This window comes from Actinosynnema sp. CA-299493 (assembly GCF_050946825.1).
Classification (GTDB): domain Bacteria; phylum Actinomycetota; class Actinomycetes; order Mycobacteriales; family Pseudonocardiaceae; genus Actinosynnema.
Genome location: NZ_CP191993.1, coordinates 5,267,595 through 5,281,129 on the forward strand (window position 1 = coordinate 5,267,595; position 13,535 = coordinate 5,281,129).

Here is a 13,535-nt window from a genome sequence, read left to right on the forward strand (position 1 = left end):
CGAACACCAACGTGATCGCCTGCTACCACTCCCCCGCTACACCCCGGCCGCGAATTGCTGCGCCTGCCCGTGCCACGTCCGCCAACAGCCCACGGCCCTGCGCCACTCGGGGGTCGCACGAACCGGTGCAGCGGGACGTCGGCCGGTTCGGGGACGGGCCGATCCGGTCAGGCTCACGGAGAGGTTCGTCGACTGGACGGGAGATGGTGATGGCAGCGCAGCAGCAGGTTGATCTGCTCAAGCGCAGCGTGGAGGAGTGGAACGCGTGGCGGGAGGAGCACCCCGAGGTCAAACCCGATCTGCACGAGGCCGAGTTGGACATGGCCGACCTGACGGGCGCGGATCTGCGCGGTGCGGACCTCCAGAGGGCGAGTTTGCGCGATGCCACCCTCATCGAGACTGATCTGCGCGACGCCGACCTGCGGAACGCCGACTTGTCCGATGCCTCGGTGCGGGGTTGCGACCTCCGTGGCGCCGACCTCACGGACGCGGCCCTCGACCAGGTCAACCTCGACGACAACACCGGTAGGCGATGGGGTCGTCGTGTGGTGGTTCGCCTGTGCGGCGGATCGGCACACCCGACCGGGAGAGCTCACCCGCGGGCAACGCGCTGTCGGCCGAGCCCTTCGCCGCCGCCCGCGACTTCGCTCCGCGGCGGGTCGAGACCGGCACCGGGTGCGGCTTCCCGGTGACAGCGCACCGGCGGGCGTCCGACACCCAGCGGAACGCCGGTGCGGGCGCTCTGCAGCCGTGACGCGCGGGAGTGGCAGCTGGACGCGGCTTCGGTCGGGATGACCGGCTCGGCCTTCGCTCGTGCCGGTGGGGTGTAGTCCGGCAACCGGGCCGGGCCCCACGCGTACGGGTCGGCCTGGGCGCTGCCGAACGGCGACCACGCCAACCGGGACTTCCCCGTCCTGTCCTGGCTGTCGGAGTCGTAGACCAGCGCGTTGACCGTCACCGCCTCCGGGTCCACCTCGTCCGGCAGCGCGGCGATCGGGACCCTCACCTCGACGGTGTAGCCGGTGTCCCGCAGGACGGACGCGTGCTCGACACCGTGCGCCGGCCCTTGGTGCTGGTCGGCGTCCCTGGACGCGCAGGAGCGGCCGTCCTCGGTGAAGGGCAGCACGGCCAGCTTGTAGGTGGTGGACGTGTCGTCGGACCGGCCGCGTGGATCCACGGTCAGTTCCACCGAGTCGGTGCGCCAGTGCCGCTTGCAGTCGCTCGACGGCAACGCCGTGCCGCGCACGTCGTCGGTGACGTCGAAGAACGCGTACAGGTGGTCGCCGTGGCGGGACAGGTGCGCGGTGGCCGAGCAGTCGTTGTCGTCCACGCACTCATCGCCCTCCCAGTACCCGAGGCGCAACTCCTCACCGGGGTACTCCTCCTCGTCGCGCTCGCCGTCCACGACCGGTTGCCCGACGGCCTGCTCGACGGTGGTGGCCGGGTTGGCGGGGTAGTCGGGTTGCGCCCCGTCCGCCAGCCACGGCATCCCGATCCCGACCGCCCACCGGGTGAACTCGTCGTAGAGCGGCTTGAGCTCCCGGTCCGAGCGCGGTGGGACGGGTTTGCCGCCATCCGCCAGCACGGTGAACCAGTCGCAGCCCAACTGATCCCTCGGCTTCTCGATCCGCTTGGGCAGTGCGCCGAAACCCTGCGAGACGTACACCCGGGCCGCGTCACGTTCCCGCTGCGCCCACGTGCTGTGGTGCCTGCGGGACCAGGTTCCCTCCCACACGCCCTCCAGCGGCAGACCGCTACGGGGGTCCGCCAGGTCGGCCGTCGCGCAGCCCTGGCCGACAGGTCCGTCGAAGCCCCAGTACTGCGCGAGCAACCGGTCGGCCTGCCAGACCCGGTACCCCTCACGGGTGATCTGATCGGGGAAGGCGTTGGCGTCGCCCGCTCGCAGGAACGCCTCCGCCGCCAACCGCCCGGCCAGCTGGTGGGCTCCGTGCTGCCCGAACGGGTGGGGGTCCATCGTCACCACCACCTTCGGCGTGGTCGCCCGGATCAACCGCACGAGCCGTTCCAGGGTGTCGGCCTCCTGCGGCGGCCCGTCCCACACCGAAGCTGTCAACGGCGCGGACAACGTGTACCAGAAATCGGGTTTGTCCAGGTAGTACACGTCTTTGACGCCGACCAGCCCCACCGCCCGGCGTTCCTCCCCCTCGCGCAGCAGACCCAGCGGCGCACCCTCCTCCGGACCGACGGCGTTGCCACCGCCCTCGCCTCGGGTGATCGTCGCGACGCCCACGCTCCGGCCGCGGTACTCGATCCACTGACCGAACGCGGCGAGCGACTGGAACTCGTCGTCCGGGTGCGCACCGATGAACAACACGTCCACGTGGGCACGGACGAGCGATCCCGCCGGCCGCGCCGCGACCGGAACCACGGCGAACGCCGAGACCGACCACACGAGCGCGACGAGCAAGGCCACTCGACCACGACGGCTTCGCGGCGTCCAGGAACTGCGCATTGTCCGACTTCCCCACACGGCGGCGGTGACCACGGCGGCGGTCGGCGGGCGACCGCCACCGAAGTCCAGGCTCGCGCACCATCCCGGCGCCGGCTGGATCGGCAACCCGGTCGTGAACGGGCAACACCGCTTCGGGTGATGGCGGGTGGGCGGGACCGGTCAGGTCTTCGTGGCGGTGATCCAGCGGTTGGCGGCCAGTGCGTCGTGGGGTTCGGGCAGTGGCCCGCGGCCGTGGTGGTGGGTGAAGTCGAACGGGGTGTGGACCTGGGTGGTCCAGCCGCGGGCGGTGAGGGCAGCGGTCGAGTCGGGGCGGGGTTCGTCGCTGAAGAGGGCGAGCAGGTCGATCCCGGTCTGGGTCTTGGTCGAGGTGTAGACGGGGTTGTCGCGGACGGCGGGGTGTTCGCGGACCAGCTTGACCTCGTAGGCCAGGGTGCTGCCGGGTGCGGACAGGCGGTCGACGGTGTCGATCAGGCGGCGTTCGGCGTCGCCGGGCAGGTACAGCAGCAGGCCTTCGGCCAACCAGGTGGTGGGTTCGTCCGGTCGGAACCCGGGAAGGAGCCCGGCCCAGTCGTCGCGGAGGTCGGCGGTGATCGGGTGGCGGGTGACGCGCGGGTGTGCGCCGAGGCTGTCCAGGACTTGTTGCTTGAAGGCCAGCACGGGGGCCTGGTCGAACTCGAAGACGACGGAGCCGGCTGGCCAGTCGAGGCGGAAGGCCCTGGTGTCCAGGCCGGCGCCGAGCAGCACGGCCTGGCGGTTGCCCGCGTCGAGCACGACGTCGTCCAGCATCCTGGTGCGCAGCCCGAAGTAGCGGGCGAGCCTGCCCCACAGGGGGTTCGCGTCGCCGTCCGGGACGTCGCGGGGGTGCACGGGCCAGTTCGCGGAGGCGGGCGAGGCTCGCACGAAGTGCTCGGCGTAGTCGTCGCGGGCCAGGGAGTCCGGGCGGTGGGTTTCGATCGCGCGGGCCGCGGCGACCATGAGGGCGGTCAGTGCGACGCCGTCACCGAGCACCGCTCGTCCTCCCGTCCGAGGGGGTCGCACCAGGTGTCGGGGTGGTCGTGGGTGGTGGTGCGGGCCCCGTACAGCTCGGCCATGAACCGCACGGTGTCCTCGTCGCGCTGCAGCAGGCTGGTGGTGCAGTCGACCAGCAGCGTGATGTGCAGGCCCTTCTGGAAGGCGGTGCGGGCGGTCGAGTCCACGCACACGTCCGCGTACACGCCGGCGAACACCAGGTGCCCGATGCCCCGCCGCAGCAGGTGTTGCTCGAAGCCGGCGGTCAGGAACGCGTCGAAGCACGCGTGCTTGGTGACCACGAGCTCGCCCGGCGCCGGGGTGACCTTGTGGAACTCCGCGCCCCAGGTGCCTTCGACGCAGGTCGGCGCCCGGCCGTTGCGCTCGTTGCGGCGGCGCCAGCTCGGGCCCTGGTGCCCGACGTCGCCGACGAAGCGGACGAACACCACCTCGGTGCCGCGGTCGCGCGCCAGGTCGACCGCGCGGGCGGCGTTGGTCGTCACCGCGTCCAGGCGTGCGGGGTCCTTGCGGTACCTGGCTGTCGCGACCGGTCCGGTGCAGAAGTCGTTCTGCAGGTCCACGACGACCAACGCCGTCCGGCTCACGAACCGGCCTCCAGCCTCACCGGTCGCCCGGCACCGCGGTGGGACAGCTCGGTGAGCAGCGCGTCGACCACGGCGGTGGTCGAGTGCTGCCCGCCGAGGTCCGGCGTGCGCACGCCGCGGGCGGTCACGGCGGCGAGCGCGCGTTCGGTCGACTCGATCGCGCCCGTGCCGCCGCAGTGCCGTTCGACGATGACCGCCGCGGCGCGCGCGGTGGCCACCGGGTTGACGGTGTCGCGGCCGGTCAGGTCGTCGGCGGAGCCGTGCACGGTCTGGTACTCCACCAGCCCGGCCAGGTCGGGGTGCAGGTGGACGTTCTCGGTGCAGCGGTTCTCCTGCCTGTCCGCGCCGTAGCGGTCCAGCAGGACGACGTGCATGATGTCGCCCCACTCGTTGCCGGCCACCACGACCGTCCGCCTGGGTAACCCGTGCTGGATCAGGTTCCGGTTCACGGTGTCGGGTTGGCTCAGCTCGATCCGCACGCCGTGCCGTTCGGCCGCGGCGCGCACCCAGTCCTCCAGGGCGCCGTCGAGCAGGTGGAACTTGTAGGCCATGACGATCCGGTCGGCGCCGCCGTCCGGCCACTGCCGCCGCCCTCGTGCCACGGCGTGGGCGATGACGGCGTCGGTGATCTCCTGGCTGAACTGCATCGTGCGGGTGACCACGCCGGGTGTGTGCCGGTTCTCGCCGGTGTAGAAGCCCTGCGCCTCGTCCCGGACGAGCAGCAGCGCCTCGTCGGGCGAGGACCCCGGCGCCGAGATCACGTCGACCTTCACCGCCCGCAGGCGCTGCCTGACCAGGTACAGCGACTGCGCGTTGACGGCCGTGCGGAACACCGCGGTGACGCCCCGCCGGGCCAAGGCCCGACAGAAACGCTCGTAGTGCCAGGCGTCGTCCCCCGTGAGCCGGCGCATGTCCGCGATCCCGCCGGTTTCGGCGCGTAACGAGTGGTAGGAGTGGTAGACCCGGGGCGAGCGGGTGATGACCGGCGTGACGCCGTGCAGCTGCCCCAGCCGGTCCACCACCCGCTCGAAGACCGCCGCGAGTTCGGGGCCCGTGCCCCGGCCCACGGCGAGTCCGACGTCCGTCGTCACCCGGCGACGCTCGACGCCAACCGGTCACCCGGGATGCCGGCCGCGTCCGGCCGGTAGAAGTCCTGGATGCTGCTCACCCAGGCCGACACGGAGATCTGATCGTCCCGGTCGGGCTCCAGGGCGTCGAACAGCGCGTCGATGCTCTGCCGTTCGAACCCGATCGCGGTCATCAGCGCGGTGAACACCCGCCGCTCGATCAGGCCGTCACCGTCCGGGTCACCCAACCGGGCCAACGACCGGGCGAACTCGTCGATCGTGGACTCGAACCGCTCGGGCGACAGCACGCTGTCCTCGAACTCCTCGCGGTTGATGCTGCCGTTGCGGTCGTCGTCCAGCTCCTCCGCCAGGGTCTTCCAGTAGCGGTGGAACGCCGCGGTCATCGCGCTCTTCGCCGCCGCGTCGGACTGCGGCGCCGCCTCGACCACCCGGCGGGCCATGACCTCGAAGTCGTGCGCCTCGATCTCGCCGGAACCGTTGGCGTCGAACAAGCTGAAGACGAGATCGACCCGGCTCAACGCCGCTTGAGGATGGTTCACGTTTCCTTCTCCTGTCGAAAATGACGACACGACACCGGATGGAATCGCGCCGTCGTCCCATCGCCTTGTCCGGCAACGGTGTTTTCCATGATGTCCGAGGAAGTGCCTGTCCGGTCGACGGATTCGTGTGTTCACTGGAAAGTGTGAACCAAGGTCACGCCGAATGGCGGTTGCCCGAACACCGGCAGCCGACGGGGACGACGGTGGCCCGGCGACCGCTCCCCGCCATCCACGGAATCGATACCTGGGGTCAGCACAAGTGATTTCCGCATTCCGACGGGGGTGCCGAGACTGTGAGACCAGTGATGCCGGTCACCGGGGACCGGCAACCAGATCCATCGGAGAGCCCAGTGTCGGACCCAGCCGCGCGTCCCGGGCAAGCCGTCGACAGACCCGTTGACGATCCCGCCGCCGTCCCCCTCGTCGGCGCGACCGCCGCCGATTCCGCGGCGGGCCGACCGGCGGGACGTCTCCAAGCGCTCGTCCTGTTGCTGTCGAGTTGCCTGTCGGTGCTCGGTGCGGTGCTGCTCGCGCCGGTGCTGCCGGCCATCCAGGTGGCGTTCGCGGGCACCGCGGGGGTCGCGGCGCTCGCGCCGATCGTGCTCACCGCGCCGGCGTTGATGATCGGTCTGACGGCGCCGGTAGCGGGTCGTCTCCTGGAGCGCGCGGGGCGCAAGCGCCTGTTGGTCGTGGCGCTGGTCGCGTACGGGTTCTTCGGCACCGCGCCGCTGTGGTTGCCGTCGCTGGAGTCGATCGTGGTCAGCCGGGTCCTGGTCGGCGTCACCGAGGCCGCGATCATGACGTGCTGCACCACCCTGCTGGCCGACTACTTCCACGGTCCGGAGCGGGAGCGCTACTTCGGGCTGCAAACCGTCTGCACGACCGTCGCGGCCACCGTGTTCTTCGCCTTGGGCGGCCTGTTGGGCGCGCAGGGGTGGCGGACCCCGTTCTGGCTGTACGCCGCGAGCCTGCCCTTGGCCGTGTTGGCGGCTCGACACCTGTGGGAACCCGCCGAGCGCCGGGCTTCACCGGGGACGGAGGTCGTGCTGCCGTGGCGGCGGCTGGCCGTCCCGATCGGGGTGACGCTGGCAGGCGGACTGGTCTTCTACACCCTGATCGTCGAGCTGTCCTACGTGCTGGACGGCATCGGTGTCGACTCCACCGCCGCCATCGGCCTGATCAGCGCGCTGGCTTCGCTGGCGACCGCGGCGGGCGCCTTCGTGTTCCCCCGGTTGGCTCCGCGCGGTCCGGCGACCACGGTCCCCCTGGCCTTCGCGCTGTCGGGGATCGGGCTGGGTGTCCTGGCCTTCGCGCCGAGCACGACCTGGGTCGTCGTGGGCGCCGTCGTGGCGGGTCTGGGCAACGGTCTGCTGCTGCCGGCGCTGGTCACCTGGGCGTTGGGACCGTTGACCTTCGCCCAGCGCGGTCGCGGCACCGGTGTGTGGACCGCAGCCCTGTTCATCGGCCAGTTCGCCTGCCCGCTCGTGGTCCTGGCGCTGTCGGGTGCTCTCGACGGGCTGTCCTCGGCCCTGGTGGTGATCGGTGTCGTCGCGGTGGTCCTCGGCGGCGTGACCAGGCTTCTGCGCACGGGCGTCCCAGCCGGCACTCCCTGACCGAACGACAACGCCGGAACGCGGGAGGAGAGCGGACGTGGTGGACGACGGCAGTCCCGCACCGCAGTCGGTGACCGGGAGGGCGTTGGCGCTGCTGGGCGCGTTCGACCCGACGCACCGGAGGCTGCGCATCACCGAACTGGCCCGACGGGCGCGGCTGCCGCCGTCGACCGCCCACCGGCTCGCCGCCGAGCTGGTGGCCTGGGGAGCGCTGCACCGCGACGACAGCCTGGGGTCGTGCTCGGTGGCCGTCGCCGTGCGCGGTGACGGCGGTGTCCCGGTCGGCGCGCTCGGCGTCGTCGTGCGCTCGGTGCGCGCCGATCCGTCGAGGGTGGTGCCGGGCTTGCGACCGACCAGGCGGCACCACAACAACGCGCTGCGCACGTGGGACTCCCTTCCCGTGCGCGTGCACCGGGCATGACATCGCAGTGCGGCTCGGACGGTTCGTGGCGTTGTCGTGCGGGACAAGGGCGCTCCGGTCGACGGGTGGAGCCGGGCCCGACGGCGTGGGCCCGGCTCGCACCGGCTACAGGGTGATCGTCCGGCGGACAGGCAGGTCGCGGGACGAGGTGCCCGCCGACAGGGTGTGGAGACCAGGGGGCAGGACCCACCGGTCGGCGGAGGCGTCCCACACCGACAACGCCCTCGCGGGTACCGCGATGCCCACGGTGCTCCGCTGACCGGCGGCGAGGTGCACCTTGCGGAAGCCGACGAGTCGGCGCACCTCGGCTCCGGCGGAGGACGGCAGGGCCGCGTAGAGCTGCACGGTCTGCCAGCCGGACCGGGTGCCGGTGTTGGTCAGGGTCACGCTGGTCGACAGCGTGCCGCCGGCCCAGGACGCGGTCAGCTCGCCCAGGGCGAAGGTCGTGTAGGACAGGCCGTGGCCGAACGGGAACAGCGGTTCCTGACCGGCGCGGTCGTAGTAGCGGTAGCCGACGTGGACGCCCTCGTCGAAGCGCACCACCCCGTTCACGCCGGGGTAGGTCGCCGGGGTCGTCGCCGGTCCCTGCGCCTCGGACGCGGGAAAGGTGACCGGCAACCGACCGGCGGGGTCGGTGTCGCCGAACAGCACGGCGGCCAGGGCGGTGCCCATGCCCCGTCCGCCGTACCAGGCCTGCACGACGGCGCGCACCGAGTCCAGCCACGGCATGGCGACCGGGCCGTCGGTGTTGAGCACGACCACCGTGTTCGGGTTGGCCGCGGCCACGGCGGCGATCAGCTCGTCCTGGTCGCCGGGCAGGGACAGCGTGTGGTGGTCCATGTCCTCGCCGGCGACGCGGTTGACCACGACGACGGCGGCGTCGGACCCCTTGGCCGCGGTGACGGCGGCGGGGATGAGCGAGTTCGGCTGCCACCCGAGCGTGAGGGCGCTCTGGCCGTGCTCGGCGGTGGCGTTGGTGTACTCGATGGTGATGCTCACCCGGCGACCGGCGGTGAGCCGCACGGCGCCCTGGAGCGGGTAGTCGAACGGGCCGAGGAAGAAGCGGCGCATGTGCCGCGTGCCGGAGACGACGGTCCTGCCGTCGATGACCAGCTTGGCGGTGCCGGAGGCGAGCAGGGAGAAGCGGTGCAGGCCGGTGGTGGTGGGGTTGAGGGTGCCGGTCCACCGCGCCGACCACACCGCGGGCAGCCCGGTCACGGGCGCCTGGCCGAAGTCGAGCGTGGGGGTGGTCCGGGTGGCGACCGGGGTGCCGGTCGGGGTGGCTCCGGCGTAGAAGGCGCCGGTCAGGCCGCCGGGCAGGGCGGTGGCGGGCACGACGGGCAGCGGTACGTCGCCGAGGCTTCCGGGTGAGGTGGTGACGGTGACTGCGGACCCGGCGCGGGCCCGGATGGCCTGCAACGGGGTGGTCCACGTGCCGGGGTCGACGTAGGTCGAGCCTGAGACACCGGTGATGGCTCCCGTGTCGGCCACGCCGATGACCGCCAGGGACTTCACCGATGGCGCCAGGGGCAGCACGCCCCGGTTGGCGAGCAGCACGGTGGAGTGCACGGCGAGGTCGTGGGCCAGTGCCTGGTGCGCGGGCGTGCTCACGACCGGCGCGGGCTGTGGCAGCGGGTTGTCGAACAGGCCGCAGGCGTACATCGTGGCCAGGATGCGGCGCGCGGCGTCGTCGATGCGCGCCGCGGGGACGGTGCGGGCCAGTTCGTCGGCGGTGACCTTGACGCCGCCGGGCCCGAGGCCGGCCAGGTCCGTGCCGGCCTTGGCGGCGGCGACCTGGTCGTCACCGGCCCAGAAGTCGGGCACGGTGTAGCCCTGCAAACCGATGAGCCGCTTGAGGTCGTCGAACAGCACCGGGTTCTGCGTCGCGTAGACGCCGTCGACCTTCGGGTAGGCGATCATGACCGAGGTCAGGGGGTTGGCCTCGATCGCGGTGCGGAACGGGGCGTGGTACACCTCGTGCAAGGCCCGTTCGGAGACCTTGACGTCCACCGTGAAGCGGTCGAGTTCCTGGGTGTAGGCGCCGAAGTGCTTCAGGGTGGCCACGACCTTGCCCTGTTGCAGCGCGGTGGTGGCCGCGGTGGCGAGTGCGCCCGACAGGTGCGGGTCTTCGCCGAAGCCCTCGGCTTGGCGGCCGAAGTGCCAGCTGCGGGTGATGTCGGCCGTGGGCGCGAACAGGTTGTTGAAACCCTTGCCGCGTCCTTCGGTGGCGATCGAGCTCGCCATGCGGCCGACGAGGGCGGGGTCGAAGGTGGCGGCTTGGGCGAGCGGTACGGGGAAGGCGGTGACCCCGGTCTCGCCGCGCAGGCCGGCCGAGGCGTCGGCCATGCTGAGCGCCGGGATGCCGAGGCCGGCCAAGGCGGCGAAGTCGCACCGGATCAGCGCGACCTTCTGCGCTGGGGTCATGCGCGCCAGCATCTGCTCGGCACGCGGGTCGGCGGCGGCACGGGCGCCGCGCCCGGGAGGCGCGGCGGTCGACGTGCCGGCGGTGACGGCGGTGGTGAGGGCGGTGAGGACAGTGGCTGATATGAAGCTACGGCGATCCATCTCAACCTTTCAGCGCGAGGAGGCGGTTACTTGGCGGCGTAGACCTTGTCGAGGGTGGTGAGGACGTCGTCGACGGACGTGCTGCCCGAGAACAGCTTCTGGATCTGGGTGAAGTGCTCCTGCTGGACCTTCGGGGTGGGCCAGTACTGGTCCATGAACGCCACCGTGGTGCCGTTGCGCAGGTGTTGGTCGAGCAGCGTCAGGGCCGGGTCGGCCTTGAACGAGGCGTTCGGGATGGCCGGCAGCGTGCCGCCCTTCTCGTTGTAGAGGTTCTGGCCCTTCTCCGAACCGAGCAGCTCGACGAACTTCCGGGCCAGGTCGGCGTTGCCGCTCTTGGCGTTGACGCCGTAGGCGGCGGACACCGCGCCGGGCATGCGGGTCTTGGCGGGGTCGTTGTCGGCGGGCAGGGGGAACATGCGGACGTCGGCGTCCGGCGCCTCCTTGCGCACCGAGGACAGGCTGCTGGCGACCTGGACGACACCGACGGCCTTGCCCTGGGCGACGTCCTTGAGCGAAGTCTCGTAGCTGGTGCCCAGCGGCTTGTCGCTGAAGCACCCGCGCTCGTTCATCTCCAGGTACTTCTCCAGCGCGGTCTTCCAGCCGGAGCCGGCGAACTTCTCCTTGCCCGCGGCCATGTCCTGGCCGAACGTCGGCTTGTCGGCGAACACTGTGGTGGCGGCCAGGGCGTAGGTGACCAGCTGGGTGACCCACGGGGTCTGGATGCCGAGGGCGAGCAGCACCTTGCCGCCGTCACGGGCCTTGCCGCACAGCGCGAGCAGCTCGTCCCAGGTCTTCGGCTCCTGCCCACCGATCTCGTCGAGCGCCTTCCGGGTGTAGATGACGCCGATGCCGCTGTAGTTGGCGGGCACGACGTAGGTCTTGCCGTCGACCTGCGTGACCGGCTTGGACGCCTCGGGGATGGCGGCGACGAAGGACGCGCCGCTGAGGTCGGCGAGGTAGCCGGCGGGCTGGAGGACCTGGAGGGCGCCGGGGTTGCCGTTGCCGGGCCAGACGGTGAACACGTCCGGGCCGGTGCCGGAGGACAACTGGGTGCGCAGCGTGCTCTGCAACTGGTCGGTGTCGGCGTAGGTGACGGTCACCTCGACACCGGGGTTCTCCTGCTCGAACGCCGCCACGACGGCGTCCACGGAGGCGCGGTCGGTGGCGTTGGCGGCGACCTTGAGCGAGTCGGGGTCGGATGCCGACGAGCCTGATCCGCAGGCGGACAGCAGCAGCGCGGTGGCGGTGATCGCGGCGCCCACGAGGGCGCGCTTGGACGAGGACATCGTTGTGCTCCGGGTGTGACGGTGGTTGGCGGTGTGCGGGGTGGTGGTGAAAGAGGCGGTCAGCCCTTCAGGCCACCGGCGAACCCCTGGATGACGCGTTTCTGCATCGCGAGGTAGACGAGCAGCACCGGGGCGATCCCGATGACGAGCCCGGCGAAGACCATCGGCCACTGGGAGACGTACTGGCCCACGAAGCCGAAGAGGGCGACCGGGACGGTCTGCTGCTCGGTGCCGCTGAGGTACAGCAGCGGGGTGAGGAAGTCGTTCCAGACGAAGATGGCGTTGAGGATGACGACCGTGCCGGTGATGGGTCGCATCAGCGGCAGCACCACGGAGAAGAAGGCCCGCAGCGGGCCGCAGCCGTCGATCAGCGCCGCTTCCTCGTAACCGGGGTCCAGGGCGCGCAGGAAACCGGTGTAGAGGAAGACCGAGAAGGGCATCTGCAGCCCGGTGTAGAACACGACCAGCGCCACCGGGTTGCCCAGCAGGCCGAGGTCGCGCATGGTCTGGTACAGCGGGATCAGGGCGAGCTGGAACGGCAGCAGCAGGCCCAGCATGAACAGCAGGAACACCGCCTTCGACCACGCGCGGGTGCCGCGGGCCAGCGGGTAGGCGGCCATCGCGGACAGGACCACGACCAGCACCACGCTGGACACCGTGATGAAGGTGCTGGTCAGCAGCGCGGCGCCGAGACCGGCCTGCTGCCAGGCGTCACCGTAGTTGGCCAGGGTCGGCGCCGACAGCGCCAGCGGGGAGCTCTGGTCGCCGGGCTGCCGCAGCGACAACGACACCAGCACGTAGATCGGGAAGGCGAACACCAGCGCGGCGGCGACCATCACGGCCTCCAGGCCGGCGGTGCGCCAGGTGTAGCGGTTCACAGGTTGCCCTCCTGCCGGTTGAGCCCGCGGTACTGCACCGCGCTGATCACCGCGACCAGCACGGTGAGCACGAGGGCGAGCGCGATGCTGTAGGCGAAGTCGTTGAACGCGAACGCTTGCCGGTAGATGACCGTCGACAGGGTGTCGGTCGCCCCGCCGGGCCCGCCCTGGGTCATCACCCACACCTGGTCGAACAGCTTCAGCCCGCCGATCACCGACAGCATCAGGTTGATCGTGGTGGCCGGTGCGAGCATCGGCCTGGTCACGTGCCAGAACCGCGTGAGCGGTCCGGCCCCGTCCAACGACGCGGCCTCGTTCACCTCCTGCGGGATGGACTGCAACCCGGCCAGGAAGATGACCATCGAGTAACCCGCGAACTGCCAGATGACGACCGCGACCACCGACCACAGCGCCAGGCCCTCGTCGCCCAGCCAGTCCTGCTGCCAGGACTTCAGGCCGACCGCGCCGAACAGGGCGTTGATCGCGCCTTCCGGTGCGTACAGGTACTTCCACAGGTACGCGGTGACCACCGGCGTGATGACCGCCGGGGCGAAGAAGAACACGCGCAGCACGTTGCGGCTCTTGATCCGCGCGTGCACCCCCAGCGCCAGCAGCAGACCGATCACGTTCTGCACCACGGTGATGCCCGCGGCGACCAGCAGGGTGTTCACCAGCGCCGAACGCGCCGCCTCGTCGCCCAGCAGGGCGCGGAAGTTGTCCAGGCCCACGAACTCCAGCGCCGGGCTGATCCCGTCCCAGTCGGTGAAGGCGTACCCGGCGCCTTGGACGCTGGGCGCCACGACCACGAAGGCGAAGAACGCCAGGCCGGGCGCGATGAACCACCAGGGAGCCGTCCTGACGCGACGGCGGGTGCGCCGTGCCGTCGCGGGGGCGGCGGGTGGTGGTCCGGTGCGCCGCCGCGGGCTGACCGCTGTTGCCATGACGGAAGTCCGTTCTCGTCCCCACGGAGTCGGGGATCATGATTGAAACGTTTTACAGAAGTCGCCGAACCGTAGGTGACTCAACGCACTACCGTCAAGCACTGGATCGATTGAAGCG

The 13,535-nt window shown here is 71.2% G+C and carries 12 protein-coding genes; 3 read left to right on the forward strand and 9 right to left on the reverse strand.

Translation table 11 applies throughout. The annotated features are described in order from the left end of the window. Positions 1 to 320: 320 nt before the first annotated feature. Positions 321 to 692 (forward strand): pentapeptide repeat-containing protein, encoded by a 372-nt coding sequence (locus ACQPYE_RS21930; protein ID WP_498722961.1) that lies wholly within the window; start codon positions 321 to 323, stop codon positions 690 to 692. Here the strand turns inward: ACQPYE_RS21930 and ACQPYE_RS21935 are convergent. From ACQPYE_RS21935 to ACQPYE_RS21955, 5 genes are all read right to left on the reverse strand, one after another. Then, positions 593 to 2,434: a sugar-binding protein gene (locus tag ACQPYE_RS21935; RefSeq protein ID WP_498713987.1), complete on the reverse strand. Its 1,842-nt coding sequence runs from the start codon at positions 2,432 to 2,434 to the stop codon at positions 593 to 595. The two genes, ACQPYE_RS21930 and ACQPYE_RS21935, sit on opposite strands and share 100 nt — an antisense overlap. A gap of 198 nt (positions 2,435 to 2,632) precedes the next feature. Then, positions 2,633 to 3,481, reverse strand: coding sequence for an SAM-dependent methyltransferase (locus tag ACQPYE_RS21940; protein ID WP_498713989.1), 849 nt, complete (start codon positions 3,479 to 3,481; stop codon positions 2,633 to 2,635). Further along, positions 3,457 to 4,086, reverse strand: a complete 630-nt coding sequence (locus ACQPYE_RS21945) for a cysteine hydrolase family protein (protein WP_498713991.1) — start codon at positions 4,084 to 4,086, stop codon at positions 3,457 to 3,459. The genes ACQPYE_RS21940 and ACQPYE_RS21945 overlap by 25 nt, the downstream gene beginning before the upstream one ends. Continuing rightward, positions 4,083 to 5,177: an isocitrate/isopropylmalate family dehydrogenase gene (locus ACQPYE_RS21950; RefSeq protein WP_498713993.1), complete on the reverse strand. Its 1,095-nt coding sequence runs from the start codon at positions 5,175 to 5,177 to the stop codon at positions 4,083 to 4,085. The genes ACQPYE_RS21945 and ACQPYE_RS21950 overlap by 4 nt, the downstream gene beginning before the upstream one ends. Then, a complete protein-coding gene (locus tag ACQPYE_RS21955; protein WP_498713995.1) occupies positions 5,174 to 5,713 on the reverse strand; it encodes an EF-hand domain-containing protein in 540 nt (179 codons plus the stop codon). The genes ACQPYE_RS21950 and ACQPYE_RS21955 overlap by 4 nt, the downstream gene beginning before the upstream one ends. A gap of 350 nt (positions 5,714 to 6,063) precedes the next feature. Between ACQPYE_RS21955 and ACQPYE_RS21960 the strand changes: the two genes are divergently transcribed. Together ACQPYE_RS21960 and ACQPYE_RS21965 are read left to right on the forward strand one after the other, a co-directional pair. Beyond that, positions 6,064 to 7,326 carry an MFS transporter gene (locus ACQPYE_RS21960; protein WP_498713999.1) on the forward strand — a complete coding sequence of 421 codons (1,263 nt, stop codon included), beginning with the start codon at positions 6,064 to 6,066 and terminating at the stop codon, positions 7,324 to 7,326. A gap of 40 nt (positions 7,327 to 7,366) precedes the next feature. Beyond that, positions 7,367 to 7,747: a helix-turn-helix domain-containing protein gene (locus ACQPYE_RS21965; RefSeq protein ID WP_498714002.1), complete on the forward strand. Its 381-nt coding sequence runs from the start codon at positions 7,367 to 7,369 to the stop codon at positions 7,745 to 7,747. 105 nt (positions 7,748 to 7,852) lie between these two features. Here ACQPYE_RS21965 and ACQPYE_RS21970 read toward each other — a convergent pair whose 3' ends face one another. Genes ACQPYE_RS21970 through ACQPYE_RS21985 form a run of 4 tightly spaced genes read right to left on the reverse strand, consistent with a single transcriptional unit; the run spans position 7,853 to position 13,417 of the window. Next, a complete protein-coding gene (locus ACQPYE_RS21970) occupies positions 7,853 to 10,312 on the reverse strand; it encodes a glycoside hydrolase family 3 protein (RefSeq protein ID WP_498714004.1) in 2,460 nt (819 codons plus the stop codon). A 26-nt stretch (positions 10,313 to 10,338) separates the two neighbouring features. Then, positions 10,339 to 11,598 carry an ABC transporter substrate-binding protein gene (locus ACQPYE_RS21975; protein WP_498714006.1) on the reverse strand — a complete coding sequence of 420 codons (1,260 nt, stop codon included), beginning with the start codon at positions 11,596 to 11,598 and terminating at the stop codon, positions 10,339 to 10,341. Between the two features lie 59 nt (positions 11,599 to 11,657). Further along, positions 11,658 to 12,476, reverse strand: a complete 819-nt coding sequence (locus ACQPYE_RS21980) for a carbohydrate ABC transporter permease (protein WP_498714009.1) — start codon at positions 12,474 to 12,476, stop codon at positions 11,658 to 11,660. Continuing rightward, complete coding sequence (locus tag ACQPYE_RS21985) at positions 12,473 to 13,417, reverse strand: carbohydrate ABC transporter permease (protein WP_498714011.1); 945 nt, start codon at positions 13,415 to 13,417, stop codon at positions 12,473 to 12,475. The genes ACQPYE_RS21980 and ACQPYE_RS21985 overlap by 4 nt, the downstream gene beginning before the upstream one ends. Positions 13,418 to 13,535: the final 118 nt, after the last annotated feature.